We start from the raw sequence: 13315 nt of genomic DNA, 5'->3' as shown, positions 1-13315 counted from the left end.
GTGTCCTGCACATCTGCAACGGGCGCTGAATGCCCGCTGAACAGGAGTCGTTAACATGACCGTAAGAGATCATCTTCCCCCTCCTTCCTTCGCTGCCATGCTGGTCGTGCATCAGGTGCAGCACCTCACCGAACGGATTACGTCCCGAGATCGCCGCTGCCGGTCGCTCGCCCAGGGCCTCGTCCTAGCCGGGGTCATTGACACAGTGATGGCAGGTCGGTACACCACAGGCCCGCATGAGGCTGGCGCCGCTTCAGCAGCGTTCATCACGGAACTCCGGTCCATGCTTAACCACCCTGACCATTCTGATCCAGCTTGCCCGGTTGCACCGGTCATCACAGAACTGGCGGACCTGATGACCCAGCCTGAGACACCGCCTGTTGCAGTGGGCCTGACGGTGTGGAAAGACGCCCTGCAACGTCTGCACCGGCGCCGGCTGGAGGTTGAATTCCTGCACGAGACGCGACAACTGCTCGCGTTGCGCCGCCAGCTGTTCATGCTGTGGCAGCCAGCGCTGAGGTACATGGACCTGCTATAGATGGCGTCTGCCACCTGCCGAGGCACTACGCCGCAGAGCGGTCGCCGCTAGACGGCATGAGACTCGACCATCTGAGTGCGGCCAGTGACCCGGGACTCGGTCACTGGTCGCTTCTATTGATGCCTGCTCAGCGGCGGCGTTTGGGGCGTTGGGGGCCGACGCGGCCGGCGCCGGTGCCAGGGGTGTCCTGGCGCTGCTGAGCACGCGCATCGTTGCGCTGGGGGCGTCCCTCACTGCGGCTGCCCTGCTGGCCCTGGCGGGGGGCACTCTGGCGCTGACCCTGACTCCCGCCCTGGCTGCTGCGGGGTTGCTGGCCGCCGCGGCCCTGGTTCTGGCTCTGGCCGCGTCCCTGGCCGCGTTTTTCCTGTACTTCAGGGTCGATCTGGCGTTCTTCGGGCGTGGCGGGGGGTTGCAGTGCGGCGGGGAGTTTACGGCGGATGCCCTGCCACAGGGCGCGCTGTTCGGGCGCTAGGAGGATCAGGTTGGTGCCGTCGCGTCCTGCGCGGGCGGTGCGGCCTGAGCGGTGGACGTGGTCCTCGGCGGTGGCGGCGACGTCCAAGTGAATCACGAGGCGCACCTCGGGCAGGTCGATGCCGCGTCCGGCGATGTCGGTGGCGACCAGGATGCGGGACTGTCCGTCGCGGAGCGCCTGCATGGTGCGTTCGCGTTTCTTCTGGTCCATGTTGCCCTCGAGGGGGCTGACCTGCTCGCCGGGCAGGAGGTCGCCGAGGTGCTGGGCGCGGCGCTTGACGAGGTGCTTGGTGCGGCTGAACAGCACGACGCAGCCGCCGGGTTCTTTCAGGGCGGCGCGGGTGTGGCGGGCCGCGTCGGTCAGGAGGGCGTCCTTGGTGGTGTGCTGGAGGAGGTGCGTGGCGGTGCTGACGCCGCCCAGGATGTCGCCGGTGGCGTCCGCGCCGGGGGTGGGGGCCACGTCGATGCGCGCGAGGTTGTGCATGAAGCGCTGCGCGACGTCGCGGATCTCGGCGGGGAACGTCGCGGAGGCCATGGCGATCTGGAGGGTGCGGCCCTGCGGCTGTTGGTCGCGGGCGTGACGCAGGATGTCACCCACATCCCGCAGGAAGCCCAGCGAGAGCAGTTCGTCCGCTTCGTCCAGCACGACGTAGCGCAGGTTGTTCAGGCGCAGTTCGCCGCGTCCGATCAGGTCCTTCAGGCGGCCGGGCGTGCCGGTGATCAGGCCCTTGCCGCTGGCCTCGCGGGTGGTCTGGCCGGGGGTGATGCCGCCCGTGATGCGTCCGGCGGTCATGCCGAGTTCGGTGGCGACGTCGCGGATCTGCACGGCCAGTTCGCGGGTGGGCGTGATGACCAGCGCTTCAGGCTGCATGCCGCGCGTCTGGCGCATGCCGATGCCGCGCGCAGCGGCGGGGATCAGGAAGGCCAGGGTCTTGCCGCTGCCGGTGCGGGCCGTGGTGATGACGTCCCGGCCGTCCAGCAGGGCGGGGATCGCCTGGGCCTGCACGGGGGTGGGCGTGCGGTCGCCCAGGAGGGTCTGCCAGTCGCGCACGGTGGGGGCGGGGGCAGTGCTGGCGGCGGAGGGGGCGGTGCTGGCGCGGCGGGGCGCGCGGGTGTGCTGGGTCATGGGTGATCCTGTCGGCCTGCACGCCGCATAGGTGGGGGCGGGGGCCGTGTCTTGAGGTGAGGCTGAGGCGGGGCGTGCCGGGTGGGCCGACCTGGCCCGGTCGCGCTGAGCGCGTGACCCGTCATCCTGCCACGGGCAGGGGACGTGACGCAAATGCCTGCGTGACGATTCGGGCGCGCGTGGCCGGGGCGTTTCAGTTCAGGACGCGGGTTTCTGCGTGCGCGGTGGGGGTCCAGTCGGCGCGGAACAGGTGGGTGGTGTCACCGCGTGCGGGGGCGTACCAGACGCGCACGCCGTGGTCGTGCCCGTGGACGGGCAGCAGCGCTTCCTGCCCGGCGGCGAGTTCGCGCACAGCCTCACCGGCGGGGGTGCGGACGGGGTACCAGGCGTTCAGGCCGGCGGGGGACCACCCGGCGAGGCGCAGGGCGCGTCCGGACACGTTGCGCAGGTGTGCGCCCCGCTCGCTGAGCGTGACGGTCAGTTCCGGCCAGTCGGGCGTGGTGGTGGTCTTCCAGCGGGCCGCGAAGGTCAGGGGCTGCGTGGCTGGCCAGGGGCGGTACGCGGCCGCCGCGAGGAGGCCCGCGGCACCAGTCAGCAGCAGGGTCACGCTGGCCCCGGTGATCCAGGGCGCGCCGCTGCGCAGCGCGTTGACGCTCAGGCCCGCGCCGAGCAGGGCGATCACGAACGGCCAGGCGGGACTGGGGCGGGTGCGGGTGGGCTGGAACGCGGCGGGCCAGTACTCGGCGAGGAGCAGCAGGGCGGCACCCACGCCGAACAGGGCGGGCACGTCCAGCAGCGGCGCGAGGAGCAGCGCGCCCAGGCCCGGCGCGGCCCAGTACGTCACGTGCGGCGCGTGGCGGTCGCGGGCGGCCCGCACGACCCGGCCCAGCCAGTACAGGGCCAGCAGCGCCAGGGACAGCGCCATCGGCAGGCTGAGGTCGCTCATGGCCGCACGCTCATTCGCTGCCCTTCTGGTGGCGGCCCAGCCCGGCGGCCACCCCGCCGCCTGCACCCGGTTGCGGCGGCATGCGGGCCGGGTCCACGGCTGCAGGGGCCGTGAAGACGCCGGGCTGCCCGTGCCGTTCCACCTCGAAGGCCAGGTGCCCGATCTCGCCCTTCAGGATGCCCTCCCAGGCCGTCTGCACGGCGTTCAGGCTGCCCGGCATGGCGAACACCACCGCGCCGCGCACCAGGCCCGCCACGGCGCGCGACAGCATGGCCGCACCCCCCACCTGCTGGTAGCTGAGCATCCGGAACAGCTCACCGAAGCCGGGAATGGGTTTGGTGATCAGGCTCTCCAGGACGGGCACGGTCACGTCCCGCCCTGTGATGCCGGTTCCGCCGCTGGTAAGGACGATGGTCGCCTCACGCGTGAAGGCCACGAGGGCGCTGCGGATCTGCACGGCGTCGTCCTTCACGACGCGGTAGGCGACCACCTCGTGCCCCTGCGCCTCCAGCTGCGCCCGCAGGTACTGGCCGCTGGTGTCCGTGTCGGGCGTGCGCGTGTCACTGATGGTCAGGAGCGCCACGCGCACCAGCCGTGGGGCGGCGTCCCGGTGCGATCCGGCGGACCCGCCCGGCGCGGCCTGAAGGGAAGAGGTGGTCAAGGTGCCGTCCGGGGCGTCCGTCATGCCCATCAGGATAGATCGCCCCGCGCAGGCTGCACAGGCACATGAGGCAACATTCCCCCGCCGGGCCGGGTCAGCCGGTGGCGTTCAGGACGTGACGCACCCGCTCTGGGAGGTGCGCGCGGTCACTGCGTTTCAGGGCCTGGCGTGGGCGGCCCAGCAGCAGCGTCAGGTACAGCGCCGCCTGCTCGGTCAGGAACCCCTGGTACCCGCCGTCCTCGCCGCTGCGCACGCATTCCAGGGCCAGCAGGTCCAGTTGTTCTTCCAGCTGCCGCAGCGCCAGGAACCGCGCGGCCTGCACGCCACTGTTCCCGAGGACCTCGCGCAGCGCCTCCAGCTGGTGCGGGCGGCGCATCAGCGTGCGGGCCGCGCGGCGGACGTTCGGGTCGTCCAGGGTCAGCGTGCAGGCGCGGCAGGGCTGCTCGCGGCTCGCCTCGCCGCACACCGGGCAGGGCCGCCACCCCTGCTCCTCCCGCCACTTGCGTGCGCGCGTGATCGCCTCAGCGGCCCGCAGCGCGGCGCTTTTCAGGTCGTCCGGTACGTCCTGCACCAGCTGGCGTGCCCGCGCGCGGTCCGGGGCGGGCAGCGGCGCCACGGCGACCGGCGCGGTCGGTTCACGCACGGTGCCCACACTGAAGCGCAGGTCCGTCAGCGGCGCGTCCGGCAGCAGGGCGTTCAGGGCCTTCAGGAAGTGATGCCGCTGCATGCTGAGGTGATGCGCCGCCGCGCTGTCGCGCACCTCGATGAACAGCGTGCTGCCCTGCTGCGTGCGGGGCCGCGTGATCCGCGCGATTTCCGGGCCGACCGCCTGCGGCCACAGCAGGATCGCCCGCGCCCGCTGAATACCCCGCGTGAGTTTCGCGCTGCCCAGCGTGGCGCCCATCAGGTCGCCCAGCCGCAGCGGGCCGCTCATGCGCCGCCCCCGCCGGGTCACGCGCGCACCTCACCGTCAGCGGCGGCCACCGGTTCAGGTGTCACCTCGGGCGTGAAGCGGCCCCCGTGGGCGCGCAGCGTCAGGGCCGCGCCGGGCGCGCGCTCGGTGCCCGTCACGATCGCCTGCGGCACGCTGGACGCCAGATCCAGCAGGAACGCCCGCCGCCCCGGATCAAGTTCCGCGGAGAAATCATCGATGAGCAGCACAGGCCGCTCGCCGAAGCGTTCCGCGAGCAGTTCCAGCTCCGCGCGGCGCAGCGCCAGCGCCACCGTGCGGCCCTCGCCGCGGCTGGCGTACTCGCTGGCCGGGAAGTCCCCCAGCGTCAGCACCAGATCGTCCCGGTGCGGGCCAGTCGCGGTGCTGCCCCGCGCGAGTTCCTCCGCTCGGCGCGACGCGAGATCCTGCGCGTAGGCTTCAGGCGTGGTGGACTCCGCGAGGCTCAACGTCAGGCTCTTGCGGCTGCCCAGCGCCGCGTTCGCCTCGGCCGCCAGTTCGTTCAGGCGCACCAGCGCCCGGCGGCGCACCGTCATGATCTCCGTGCCCAGGCGCACCAGGGACTCGTCCCAGACGTGCATCGCCCACTCCTCACCGCCCCGCAGAGCCGCGTTGCGCTGCGACACCGTCCGCTCGTACCGCGACAGCACCTCCGCGTAACGCGCACTCAGGCGCGACAGCAGCGAATCCAGAAACGCCCGCCGCCCCGACGGCGACCCGAACACCAGCTCGCTGTCCTCAGGGCGGATCCACACGGCACTCCCACGCGGCAGGTCCCCGGTGCGCACCCGCACGCCGTCCACCTTCAGTTGCCGCCGCCCGCGCCCCAGCCCGACCTCCTGCACACTCAGGCTCCCGCTGCTCTCCAGATCCGCCCGCACGTACGCTTCCGTCTCGCCCTGCTGCACCAGTTGCTCCAGGCGCGTCACGTCCGTCAGGCCGGTCAGCGCCAGGAACGCCGCCTCCAGCAGGTTCGTCTTGCCCGCGCCGTTCTCCCCGAACACACCGGTCACGCCCGCCGGGAACAGCAAGGTACACGGGGCGAGATTCCGGTAATTCAGGGTGGACAGCGAATCCAGACGCACCCTCCCATTCTAGGCGACCCGGGATAACCCGCGCGGAAGCCTCCCCCCAATTCATCAGCCCCGGCCGGAGAGAGCAGCGGGCAGGGTACGCTGGGCCGCATGACCACCCCCCGACCCGTGCCCAGCCCGGACGACCTGACCGCGTTCGGCGCGGGCCACCTGCCCGGACTCATCGGCATCCGCTTCACGCACGCCGAGCGCGGGCTGCTGCGCAGCGAACTGAGCATCCGGCCCGACCTGCTCGCCCCGAACGGCTTCCTGCACGCCGCGAGCGTCATCGCGCTGGCCGACACCACCTGCGGCTACGGCACCCGCCTGCTCCTGCCCGACGGCGCACAGTCCTTCACCACCATCGAACTCAAGAGCAACCACCTCGGCACCGCCCGCGACGGCACCATCACCTGCGAGGCCCAGAACGTCCACGCCGGGCGCACCACCCAGGTCTGGGACGCCGAGGTCCGCGCGCCCGACGGCAAACTCATGGCCCTGTTCCGCTGCACGCAGGCCGTGCTGTACCCCCGCTGAACGTGCGTGGCGCCCAGCCCTGGCTGACCCACCCCGACCCCCTGACCCGGCAGGTCGCCCGCGCCTACGCCCAGGGCGCGTTCCTGATGGACAACGGCGACGGCGTGCAGTTCTACAGCGTCGAGGACCGCGCCATCGTCCCCCTGACCGAAGCCGACGGACTGCACGTCGCCCGCCGCCTGAAACGCGACCTGCGGCACTTCACATACCAAGTCGATACCAACTTCGATGCCGTCCTCGCCGGGTGCCGCGGCCTGCTGCCCGGCAGCCCCCCCCGCGACGGCGAATGGATCAGCGACGAACTTACCGCCATCTACAGCCACCTCCACGCCACCGGCCTCGCGCACTCCTTCGAAGCGTACAAAGGCGGGAAACTCGCAGGGGGCGTCCTCGGCCTCGCGCTGGGCGGCGCCTTCATCGCCGAGAGCAAATTCCACCGCATCACGAACGGCAGCAAGGCCGCCCTGATCGGCCTCGCCACGCACCTGCACGCGCGCGGCTTCACGCTTCTGGACGCGCAGCTCCAGAACCCGCACCTCGCCACCCTCGGCGTGTACGAGATCAGCGCCGACGAGTACGCCCGACGACTCCAGACGGCCTTGAGCACCGACGCCACGCCGTAGGGGAGACGCCATGACCACGCCACCTGTCACCGCGACGAGTAAAGACGAGATCATGTCGTACAGCTCTGCCCTGTCCGCACAGCTTGCGGTGGGCAGGCTCGTACCCATGCTGGCGGCACTGTGGGCGCTGCGCTGGCCCTTCCTGCGCAGCGTCCCGCTGATCAATGACTGTGTGGCCTGGCAGGCTCCAAGGCACCGAGGCCCACGCGACCTTGGGGCATACGTTCACCAGTCCGCCTCTGCTGTGGTTCATGCGCGTGATCGTGCGGGCCGCGCTGCGTGTCCAAGCCGTCCTGCAGGGCATGCGGTGAGCGGCCTCCCCAGAAGCCGACCGGTGCCGGTGGTGATCGTAAATGCTGACCGGGGCGCACCATGAGAGGCCTTCGCCCTGGCATGCGCGCTGGCCATGATCGTGGCGGGCGTACTGTGGGCGGTCCTGTCGTGACCGGCAAAGGGAAAGACGGGGCGCGGCTTCTCTGGCTGGCCAAGCCGGGCCGCTTGCTGGGCTGCGCGACGCTACTGTGGCTTGCTTCTTTGCCTCTGCTGTTCGTGCCGCTCGTGCCGCGCGGCGGCTTGGGTTTCGCACTGCTTACCGTCGTTCAGATCGCCTTGATGGTGTGGGTCGTGCGGCTGCGGTCGCGGCTCTGGCCCCTTCACGTGCCGCTGCTGATCCTGACGGCCCTGCCGCCTCTCTATCTGATCTCCCCGTTCTTTCGACCGCCGGACGGCATGTGAGGGGCTGGGGCGGAGCGAAGGGAAATGATGTGTGGCGGAAGGATCGGAGAGTAGAGATGAAGCGGAGTCAACTCAGTCGCGCCCTTTACCGTTTAGGCCAAGTGCTCTTCGTGGCTTCAATGGTGGGTTTTTTCTTGCTGCCAGGTGATGCCCCATCGTCACGGGCCAAGAAAGACAGGCGGCACAGTCCCATGCCAGTCATCTTCTGGATTGCCAGCATTCCAGCCATCACGGCTGCGTTTTATTTTTCAGAACGTTTGAATGAGTGAGACACAGAGTAGGAGTACGGGCTTAGGACCTGGAAGACCCGTGAAGGGGAAGCGTGGGTGCGTGGCCTGGGCTTCCCCTTCGCCGGTCTTGTTCCTGCCGCCGGGAAGATGACCCCGCCACGGTCTAAGCCGGGCTGAGTCCATGCCCCTCGCCCCAGTGGCGGGGGGTGGTTTCTGTGTGAGGCTGGGCCGTTTCCTCGCGCTGGGCCGCGTGCCGTCCGGCGCACTCATGGCCGAGGCGTGAGTAGCGGGGTAGGTTTCCGGAGTAGGCGTGAAGGTTTCCGGCTTTACCTAACCTCTACTGTTTTTTGCCGTGCTGGCGCGGTGATGGAGTAGCGGTGAGGTTTCAGGAGTTTCTGCGGCCCTTATGAGTCCACTCAATCGGGCCGCGCTGTGGGGCGTCCTGGGGAATGCCGTATAGGACGTTGAATATATAGAATCTAGACAACTATTATTATTTATAAGTGCCTACCCCCTGAAGCCTACTCGCCTACTCCTCCCCCCAGCGCTGCCCCGCCTGGGCGGTGTGCTGCAGGGCGTGCGGCGCGGCTGGGATACGGTGAGGCATGGCAGAGAACGGGGACAAACGGGCAAAGCGGGGGCAGGGTGAGGGCAGCTTTACCACGTTGCCGGACGGGCGCGTGAGGTGGCGCGTGATGGTCACCACAAACGAGGGTGATCGGCGGCACTTCAGTAGCACTGCCCGGAACCTCACGGCGGCCCGCGCAGAGGTACGCGAGGCCCGGAAGTTCAAGGAATACGGTGACCTACCCCCGCGCGAGCTGCTGACCGGCGAGCAGCTCATTTCCGAGTATGTGGACGCCCGCGAGCGTGCCGGGGGAATCAAGCAGCGCACCGCGTTTGACTACCGGTACTCACTGCGGCATTACCTGGCGCCCACCCTGGGCAAACTCAAGGCCCAAAAAGTGAACGCCCAGCGGCTCAGGGACTTCTACGCGGGGCTGGGCGAGGGACCCACTGGTGAGCGTACGCGCGGCAAGGTGCACGCTCTTCTACGGGCCGCGTACCGCTGGGGCATCTGTGAGGGACTTGTAGAGGCTGACCCCACGGTGAGGGGCCGCCCTGAGCGTATGACCACGCGCGGCCCAGCTCGCCCTAAGGCGTTCACACCGGATGAGGCGGTGAAGTTCTATGAAGCGGCCCGCGTTGACCGGTGGGGGTGGCCCCTGGCGTTCATGCCGGCAACCGGCATGCGACCCGGTGAGGCCCTCGCACTCCCCTGGGATGACGTGACGTTCAGGCCGGACGGTTCAGCGGTGGTGAGTGCGGAACACACGCGCGGCGCCATGGCAGGGCAGGTGTATGAAACCCCCAAGACGGCAGCGGGGGCGCGCACGGTGACGGGCAGCGCTGTGCAGGTGCTTAGGGACTCTTAGGCTCAGCAGGAACGCGAGTGGGGCGCGCGGATCAGGGACAGGGGGCGGCCCTACACCGTCACGCCGTATGTGTTCACGTCAAGGGCGGGCATGCCCTGGCACCTGGACAACCTCAGGCACCCTATGGGCAAGCTGTGCGCGGCTGCAGGGGTCCCGGCCCTCTCGCCGCATAAGCTCCGGCACTCCTACGCCTTGGCCTTGCTCATGGCCGCGCGGGGTGTTCCCGTCGAGGTGCTCAGCTCGCAACTGGGGCACAACAGCGCGAGCGTTACGCGGGACGTGTACCGGCATGTGTATAACGTCGAGCGCGAGGGCCTCACGTTTGACCCGGTCACCCCAGCCCCCCGAGAGCCGCAACGGGTGACGGTGAAGGCTCGACGGCTCAAGGCGCGGGCCGGTCAAGTCGAGCCGACCCCGGACCCCCCCAGCGCGGTCCAGGAAGTGCGGGCGGTGAAGCAACGTGGGAAAGCGTGAGCAGCGGGGCCGGTTTGCAAGACGTTTGCAAATGGCCTCCCATGGCAAACGTCAGCATATATGAGACAAAGCAAGAACCCCCGTCTAAAACGGGGGTTTTCCTGGTGGGTCGTGTAGGACTTGAACCTACAACCCGCTGATTAAAAGTTACCTTTTTGACTTATTACAGAATAGTGCTGACCAGTATTGTGCGTTTTAGAAGGCGAAATGGGAAGATTGGCAACTGCCGATTGTTGCCTGTTGTTGCCCTGATTGTGGCGCGGTTGTGGCGTCATCTAGAGTGTATATTTGTATGGCATAACATACAGGCATACTGACATACCTTTTGCTGGACGATAAATCTTCGTATCCGAATCGTGCATAAATAGTTGACGACGGATGAGTAGCCATATACCGTGGTGAATGTGAGCGGCGCTCAATAAGAGTCCGCACGAAGCTGCCCGTCGAAAGTCGGCTTCGTGCGGAGTGTCCGTCTCGCAAGGAGACTTGATATGGATAGTAACCTCTCGAAACCGGCTTACTCCATCGCGGAGCTGCCCGACCTGCTGGGCATCGGCCACACGTCCGCCTATGCCCTAGTGCGCAGTGGGCAGATTCCCAGCGTTCGCGTCGGGCGTCGGCACGTCATCCCAGCGGCGTCCATCCGGGCATTTCTGAGCCGCGCGAGCGGGCAGAACGGATGAGCGCCGCCCCGCATGTCGCGGGGCGGGCGGCTGAAGGCGGGAGGCGTGTTCGCCCCCACGTCAAGGACCGTCTGCGCCTGCTGTATGCCCTTGCCGCTGATTGGGTGCGGTCCCCCGACCCGGTGCGACGTTCTGCCGGTGAGCATGTTCTGCTGGAATTGCAGGATCAAGGCTTCACCGGTCCTGGTGAGCGGGCCTGATGCGTGTGGCACGGTCCTTACCTTCCAGATGGTCTGGTGGACACCACCCGAAAGAGGCGGCGGGTCGCTGTGCAGCGTGAGGCGGGCGTGCTGGCGCGGCTGCTCGCGGTGTCCCCTGGTGCGCTGGCGCTCGTGACGCTGCCCCTGTATCACGGGCCGCACGCGGACGTGTACCGCGTCGAGGTGGGGGAGATGGCGCGGGGGCGGGTGCAGGCGGTGCTGGGCGGGCATCCTGTCTGGGCGAAGTTGGAAGTGGGGCGGCACGGGCTGCTGCACGTCCACGTTCTGACCAGCGCCGCTGCCCGCGCTGACCTGCCCCAGCATGCCCGCTGCACAGCCGTGACCGACCCGGTGGGCCTGCTGGCGTACCTTGCCAAACCTGCCGACGCCCGCGCGTGCTCCTGGCGTGATCAAGGGGGACGCTGGCACCGGCCCAACGCCGCGACGCTCCACGCGGCGGCCACCGATCACGCCGCTGCCCGCCTGCAGGGTCGACTGCCCCGCCTGACCTGGACGGCCTACCTGCCCCGCCTGCCCAGGGGAGTGTCGGGTGCCGCGTAGTTCCCTACGTGTTTCAAATGCCCCAGTCCGCTTGCGTACTGTTGTCTGTTGGCCTCTGATCTTTCCCCCCCCCACTGCCCGACCCGGCGGCGCGTTGTGTCGGTCGTGGCGTCCCCGGAGGCCCCTCTTGAACGAGTCATCTTGCCCTGCCCGCCTGAATGTCGCTGAAGGCCTCTTCCTGCCCCCCTTGCCGGATGCCCTGCAGGACGGTGCATCTGCGGCTGTCGCCCACGCGGTTCAAATCGTGCGAGCCGAACTGTCCGCCCACCTGCCCCCGTCACTCGTCGACGAGGTGGTGACGGTCGCCCTGTTGGACGCCCTGCCGACGTCCGGCGCGGTGGTCTGACCGAAAGATCCTTCGGCCCCTGCCCCTTACACCGGGGGTAGGGGGGGAAGGTGGGCGGCGGCGAGTGTGAATCGTCGTCGCGTTATTTTTCCAACGGCTCAATGTGGCCTGCCAGTCTGACCGCGTGCAGGATGCGGGAGGCGCTGCCGTTTATGACCTGCAGGGCGCGGCGCCGGGTGGTAGGGGAGTGGTTCTGAGGGTGTTCGAGCACCTGTGCGGCCCAGTCGGGGCACTTGTGGCGCTGGCGGGCCGGGTGCGTGAGGCCCAGGCAGGCGCGACACCCCACCTGTTCGTCCGGCTGGCCCTGCGGCCCGTAGGGTGACGCGTAGACGCTGCGGCAGGGGCGGGTGCAGTGGGGGCAGATCAACCGGCGCGGTGCAGTCCTGCGGGCCGTCAGCGGTGCAAAGGCCACCCACACTGACTCCGGCAGGACGTCCAGGCTGATCGCGCCGCTGCCCGGCACCCAGGCCAGTCCGGGCAACGTCCTGGCCCAAGTGGTCGGGATTGTCCCGGCTGAAAGTGCCCGGCACTCGTCCACGTTGACCCGGCGGGCGTAGTGGCGGCCGGTACGGGCGTGCGTGCAGGCGACGGCTGTGCGCGGCCCCTGGCCTGCGTGAACCGCGTGGCTGAACGCATCGCCCTGCGCTTTATATTTGCGACCACCTTTCATATGTAAAGTATATTATGGTCGGAGTTTCCGAGAAATGTAGCCGATCGCTGTGTGGTGCAGGAACCCACTTCGCGCACGCATGCGCTTCAAATTTGCGTGTCAATCGTGAGGTTGGGAATATGATGTGCATCAAATGGCTACAGCATTCCAAACGCGAGTGACATGCGGTTTATGTGGCGATGAAGTCAAGTTGGTTGACAGCCACATCATTGCCGACAGTGTTATTAACTGGATTAAGAGAACGTCGGCTACTGGATTCTTGAGGAGCGCTGGCGATCCTAATAGGAGAGTTCAGGATGGCATTACTGCGAAAATGCTTTGCGAGGACTGTGACGGCAGTTTGATTAGTGGGTATGAAAAGTACTTCATTGAAAACTTTTTTAAACCCCGTTTAGAAGCGGACTCGTTTGATTTTGAATACGACGACCGCCTTCTGAAGTTCGCTTACTCGTTAGCTTTAAGAATTCTTCTTCTTGAAGAGCTGCGTCCTGAACGCAGAAAAGATCTCAATTATAGACACTTCGCTACCGCAAAAGAATATTTGCGGAGATATCTAATGGGAAAAACTAATAACGGTAATGGTATCGAAAGCTATGTGATATTTACGGACTCTGGAGAGAATGTGATGAGTGTAGAGGAGTCCGACCATTCATTTTCAATAAGACGTGGTCATCCCGAAAGAATGGGATTTCACATGATGCGATCGGTGGACTCTCAGGCGTTTTATTTGAATAATGTTTTAATAACATTCGCAATGATGCCGGGATTCATGTTCACATCTGTCATTCGACCAAGAAAGATAAATGGAAAGCTGGGTCACCGTATAGACCCGCAGGGAGGATCTTTGAGGGCCTCCAATGGGGAGATCATGGGGACCAGTTTGTATGAATTTGTTAGGGAAAGAAGCCAATTAACCGATGAACAGAAGATATCTGATAGGCAGAAGGCAAAAATCGAAGCTTCCATAAAGGGCAAGATCGAGAGGTGGGATAACTCGCGAACAAAAATGCTGGCAGAGCTGTCGGGAATGTCAGTATTAGATGAGTAACAAAATAT

The 13315-nt window shown here is 67.0% G+C and carries 16 protein-coding genes; 10 read left to right on the top strand and 6 right to left on the bottom strand.

The genetic code is table 11. The features are described 5' to 3' along the window. The first annotated feature begins 55 nt into the window (after positions 1 to 55). Positions 56 to 538 carry a hypothetical protein gene (locus IEY63_RS03535; RefSeq protein WP_189067554.1) on the top strand — a complete coding sequence of 161 codons (483 nt, stop codon included), beginning with the start codon at positions 56 to 58 and terminating at the stop codon, positions 536 to 538. A gap of 127 nt (positions 539 to 665) precedes the next feature. Here IEY63_RS03535 and IEY63_RS03530 read toward each other — a convergent pair whose 3' ends face one another. From IEY63_RS03530 to recF, 5 genes are all read right to left on the bottom strand, one after another. Then, positions 666 to 2135 (bottom strand): DEAD/DEAH box helicase, encoded by a 1470-nt coding sequence (locus IEY63_RS03530; RefSeq protein ID WP_189067553.1) that lies wholly within the window; start codon positions 2133 to 2135, stop codon positions 666 to 668. A gap of 193 nt (positions 2136 to 2328) precedes the next feature. Then, on the bottom strand, positions 2329 to 3081 hold the full coding sequence (locus tag IEY63_RS03525; RefSeq protein ID WP_189067552.1) for a hypothetical protein: 753 nt from the start codon (positions 3079 to 3081) through the stop codon (positions 2329 to 2331). A gap of 10 nt (positions 3082 to 3091) precedes the next feature. Beyond that, the gene (locus tag IEY63_RS03520; RefSeq protein WP_189067551.1) at positions 3092 to 3766 is read right to left on the bottom strand and encodes a MogA/MoaB family molybdenum cofactor biosynthesis protein; all 675 of its coding nucleotides are present in this window, start codon (positions 3764 to 3766) and stop codon (positions 3092 to 3094) included. Positions 3767 to 3836: 70 nt separating this feature from the next. Further along, entirely contained in the window at positions 3837 to 4676 is an 840-nt protein-coding gene (locus IEY63_RS03515) for a DciA family protein (RefSeq protein WP_229784452.1), read from the bottom strand. A 17-nt stretch (positions 4677 to 4693) separates the two neighbouring features. Beyond that, on the bottom strand, positions 4694 to 5776 hold the full coding sequence (recF, locus tag IEY63_RS03510; RefSeq protein WP_189067550.1) for a DNA replication/repair protein RecF: 1083 nt from the start codon (positions 5774 to 5776) through the stop codon (positions 4694 to 4696). Between the two features lie 99 nt (positions 5777 to 5875). Here recF and IEY63_RS03505 point away from each other — a divergent pair, with 99 nt between their 5' ends. The 8 genes from IEY63_RS03505 to IEY63_RS03470 all read left to right on the top strand — a co-directional run bounded on the left by IEY63_RS03505 (position 5876) and on the right by IEY63_RS03470 (position 11589). Further along, the gene (locus IEY63_RS03505) at positions 5876 to 6301 is read left to right on the top strand and encodes a PaaI family thioesterase (protein ID WP_189067549.1); all 426 of its coding nucleotides are present in this window, start codon (positions 5876 to 5878) and stop codon (positions 6299 to 6301) included. A gap of 2 nt (positions 6302 to 6303) precedes the next feature. After that, positions 6304 to 6924, top strand: coding sequence for a leucyl/phenylalanyl-tRNA--protein transferase (aat, locus tag IEY63_RS03500; protein WP_189067548.1), 621 nt, complete (start codon positions 6304 to 6306; stop codon positions 6922 to 6924). A gap of 441 nt (positions 6925 to 7365) precedes the next feature. Continuing rightward, positions 7366 to 7659 carry a hypothetical protein gene (locus IEY63_RS03495; protein WP_189067547.1) on the top strand — a complete coding sequence of 98 codons (294 nt, stop codon included), beginning with the start codon at positions 7366 to 7368 and terminating at the stop codon, positions 7657 to 7659. Between the two features lie 922 nt (positions 7660 to 8581). Continuing rightward, on the top strand, positions 8582 to 9325 hold the full coding sequence (locus IEY63_RS03490; protein WP_189067546.1) for a tyrosine-type recombinase/integrase: 744 nt from the start codon (positions 8582 to 8584) through the stop codon (positions 9323 to 9325). A 69-nt stretch (positions 9326 to 9394) separates the two neighbouring features. Continuing rightward, entirely contained in the window at positions 9395 to 9799 is a 405-nt protein-coding gene (locus IEY63_RS22585; RefSeq protein ID WP_373290879.1) for a tyrosine-type recombinase/integrase, read from the top strand. Positions 9800 to 10290: 491 nt separating this feature from the next. After that, on the top strand, positions 10291 to 10482 hold the full coding sequence (locus IEY63_RS03480) for a helix-turn-helix domain-containing protein (RefSeq protein ID WP_189067544.1): 192 nt from the start codon (positions 10291 to 10293) through the stop codon (positions 10480 to 10482). Positions 10483 to 10718: 236 nt separating this feature from the next. Further along, positions 10719 to 11243, top strand: coding sequence for a hypothetical protein (locus IEY63_RS03475; protein ID WP_189067543.1), 525 nt, complete (start codon positions 10719 to 10721; stop codon positions 11241 to 11243). A gap of 127 nt (positions 11244 to 11370) precedes the next feature. Continuing rightward, the gene (locus IEY63_RS03470) at positions 11371 to 11589 is read left to right on the top strand and encodes a hypothetical protein (RefSeq protein WP_189067542.1); all 219 of its coding nucleotides are present in this window, start codon (positions 11371 to 11373) and stop codon (positions 11587 to 11589) included. An 82-nt stretch (positions 11590 to 11671) separates the two neighbouring features. Here IEY63_RS03470 and IEY63_RS03465 read toward each other — a convergent pair whose 3' ends face one another. Next, on the bottom strand, positions 11672 to 12259 hold the full coding sequence (locus IEY63_RS03465) for a hypothetical protein (protein ID WP_189067541.1): 588 nt from the start codon (positions 12257 to 12259) through the stop codon (positions 11672 to 11674). A gap of 133 nt (positions 12260 to 12392) precedes the next feature. On the opposite strand from IEY63_RS03465, the gene IEY63_RS03460 reads away from it, so the two are divergent. After that, positions 12393 to 13307 (top strand): hypothetical protein, encoded by a 915-nt coding sequence (locus tag IEY63_RS03460; RefSeq protein WP_189067540.1) that lies wholly within the window; start codon positions 12393 to 12395, stop codon positions 13305 to 13307. The last annotated feature ends 8 nt before the right edge of the window (positions 13308 to 13315 follow it).

The organism is Deinococcus radiotolerans (assembly GCF_014647435.1).
Lineage (GTDB): Bacteria > Deinococcota > Deinococci > Deinococcales > Deinococcaceae > Deinococcus > Deinococcus radiotolerans.
This window is presented reverse-complemented; position numbering and strand designations above follow the sequence as displayed.

What these genes read in the sequence shown, in the direction of transcription:
- IEY63_RS03460 (WP_189067540.1), top strand. Translation starts at nt 12,393, where the DNA reads ATGGCTACAGCATTCCAAACGCGAGTGACATGCGGTTTATGTGGCGAT.
- IEY63_RS03480 (WP_189067544.1), top strand. Translation starts at nt 10,291, where the DNA reads ATGGATAGTAACCTCTCGAAACCGGCTTACTCCATCGCGGAGCTGCCC.
- IEY63_RS03520 (WP_189067551.1), bottom strand. Translation starts at nt 3,766, where the DNA reads ATGACGGACGCCCCGGACGGCACCTTGACCACCTCTTCCCTTCAGGCC.
- IEY63_RS03525 (WP_189067552.1), bottom strand. Translation starts at nt 3,081, where the DNA reads ATGAGCGACCTCAGCCTGCCGATGGCGCTGTCCCTGGCGCTGCTGGCC.
- IEY63_RS03465 (WP_189067541.1), bottom strand. Translation starts at nt 12,259, where the DNA reads ATGAAAGGTGGTCGCAAATATAAAGCGCAGGGCGATGCGTTCAGCCAC.
- IEY63_RS03505 (WP_189067549.1), top strand. Translation starts at nt 5,876, where the DNA reads ATGACCACCCCCCGACCCGTGCCCAGCCCGGACGACCTGACCGCGTTC.
- IEY63_RS03535 (WP_189067554.1), top strand. Translation starts at nt 56, where the DNA reads ATGACCGTAAGAGATCATCTTCCCCCTCCTTCCTTCGCTGCCATGCTG.
- IEY63_RS03530 (WP_189067553.1), bottom strand. Translation starts at nt 2,135, where the DNA reads ATGACCCAGCACACCCGCGCGCCCCGCCGCGCCAGCACCGCCCCCTCC.
- IEY63_RS03515 (WP_229784452.1), bottom strand. Translation starts at nt 4,676, where the DNA reads ATGAGCGGCCCGCTGCGGCTGGGCGACCTGATGGGCGCCACGCTGGGC.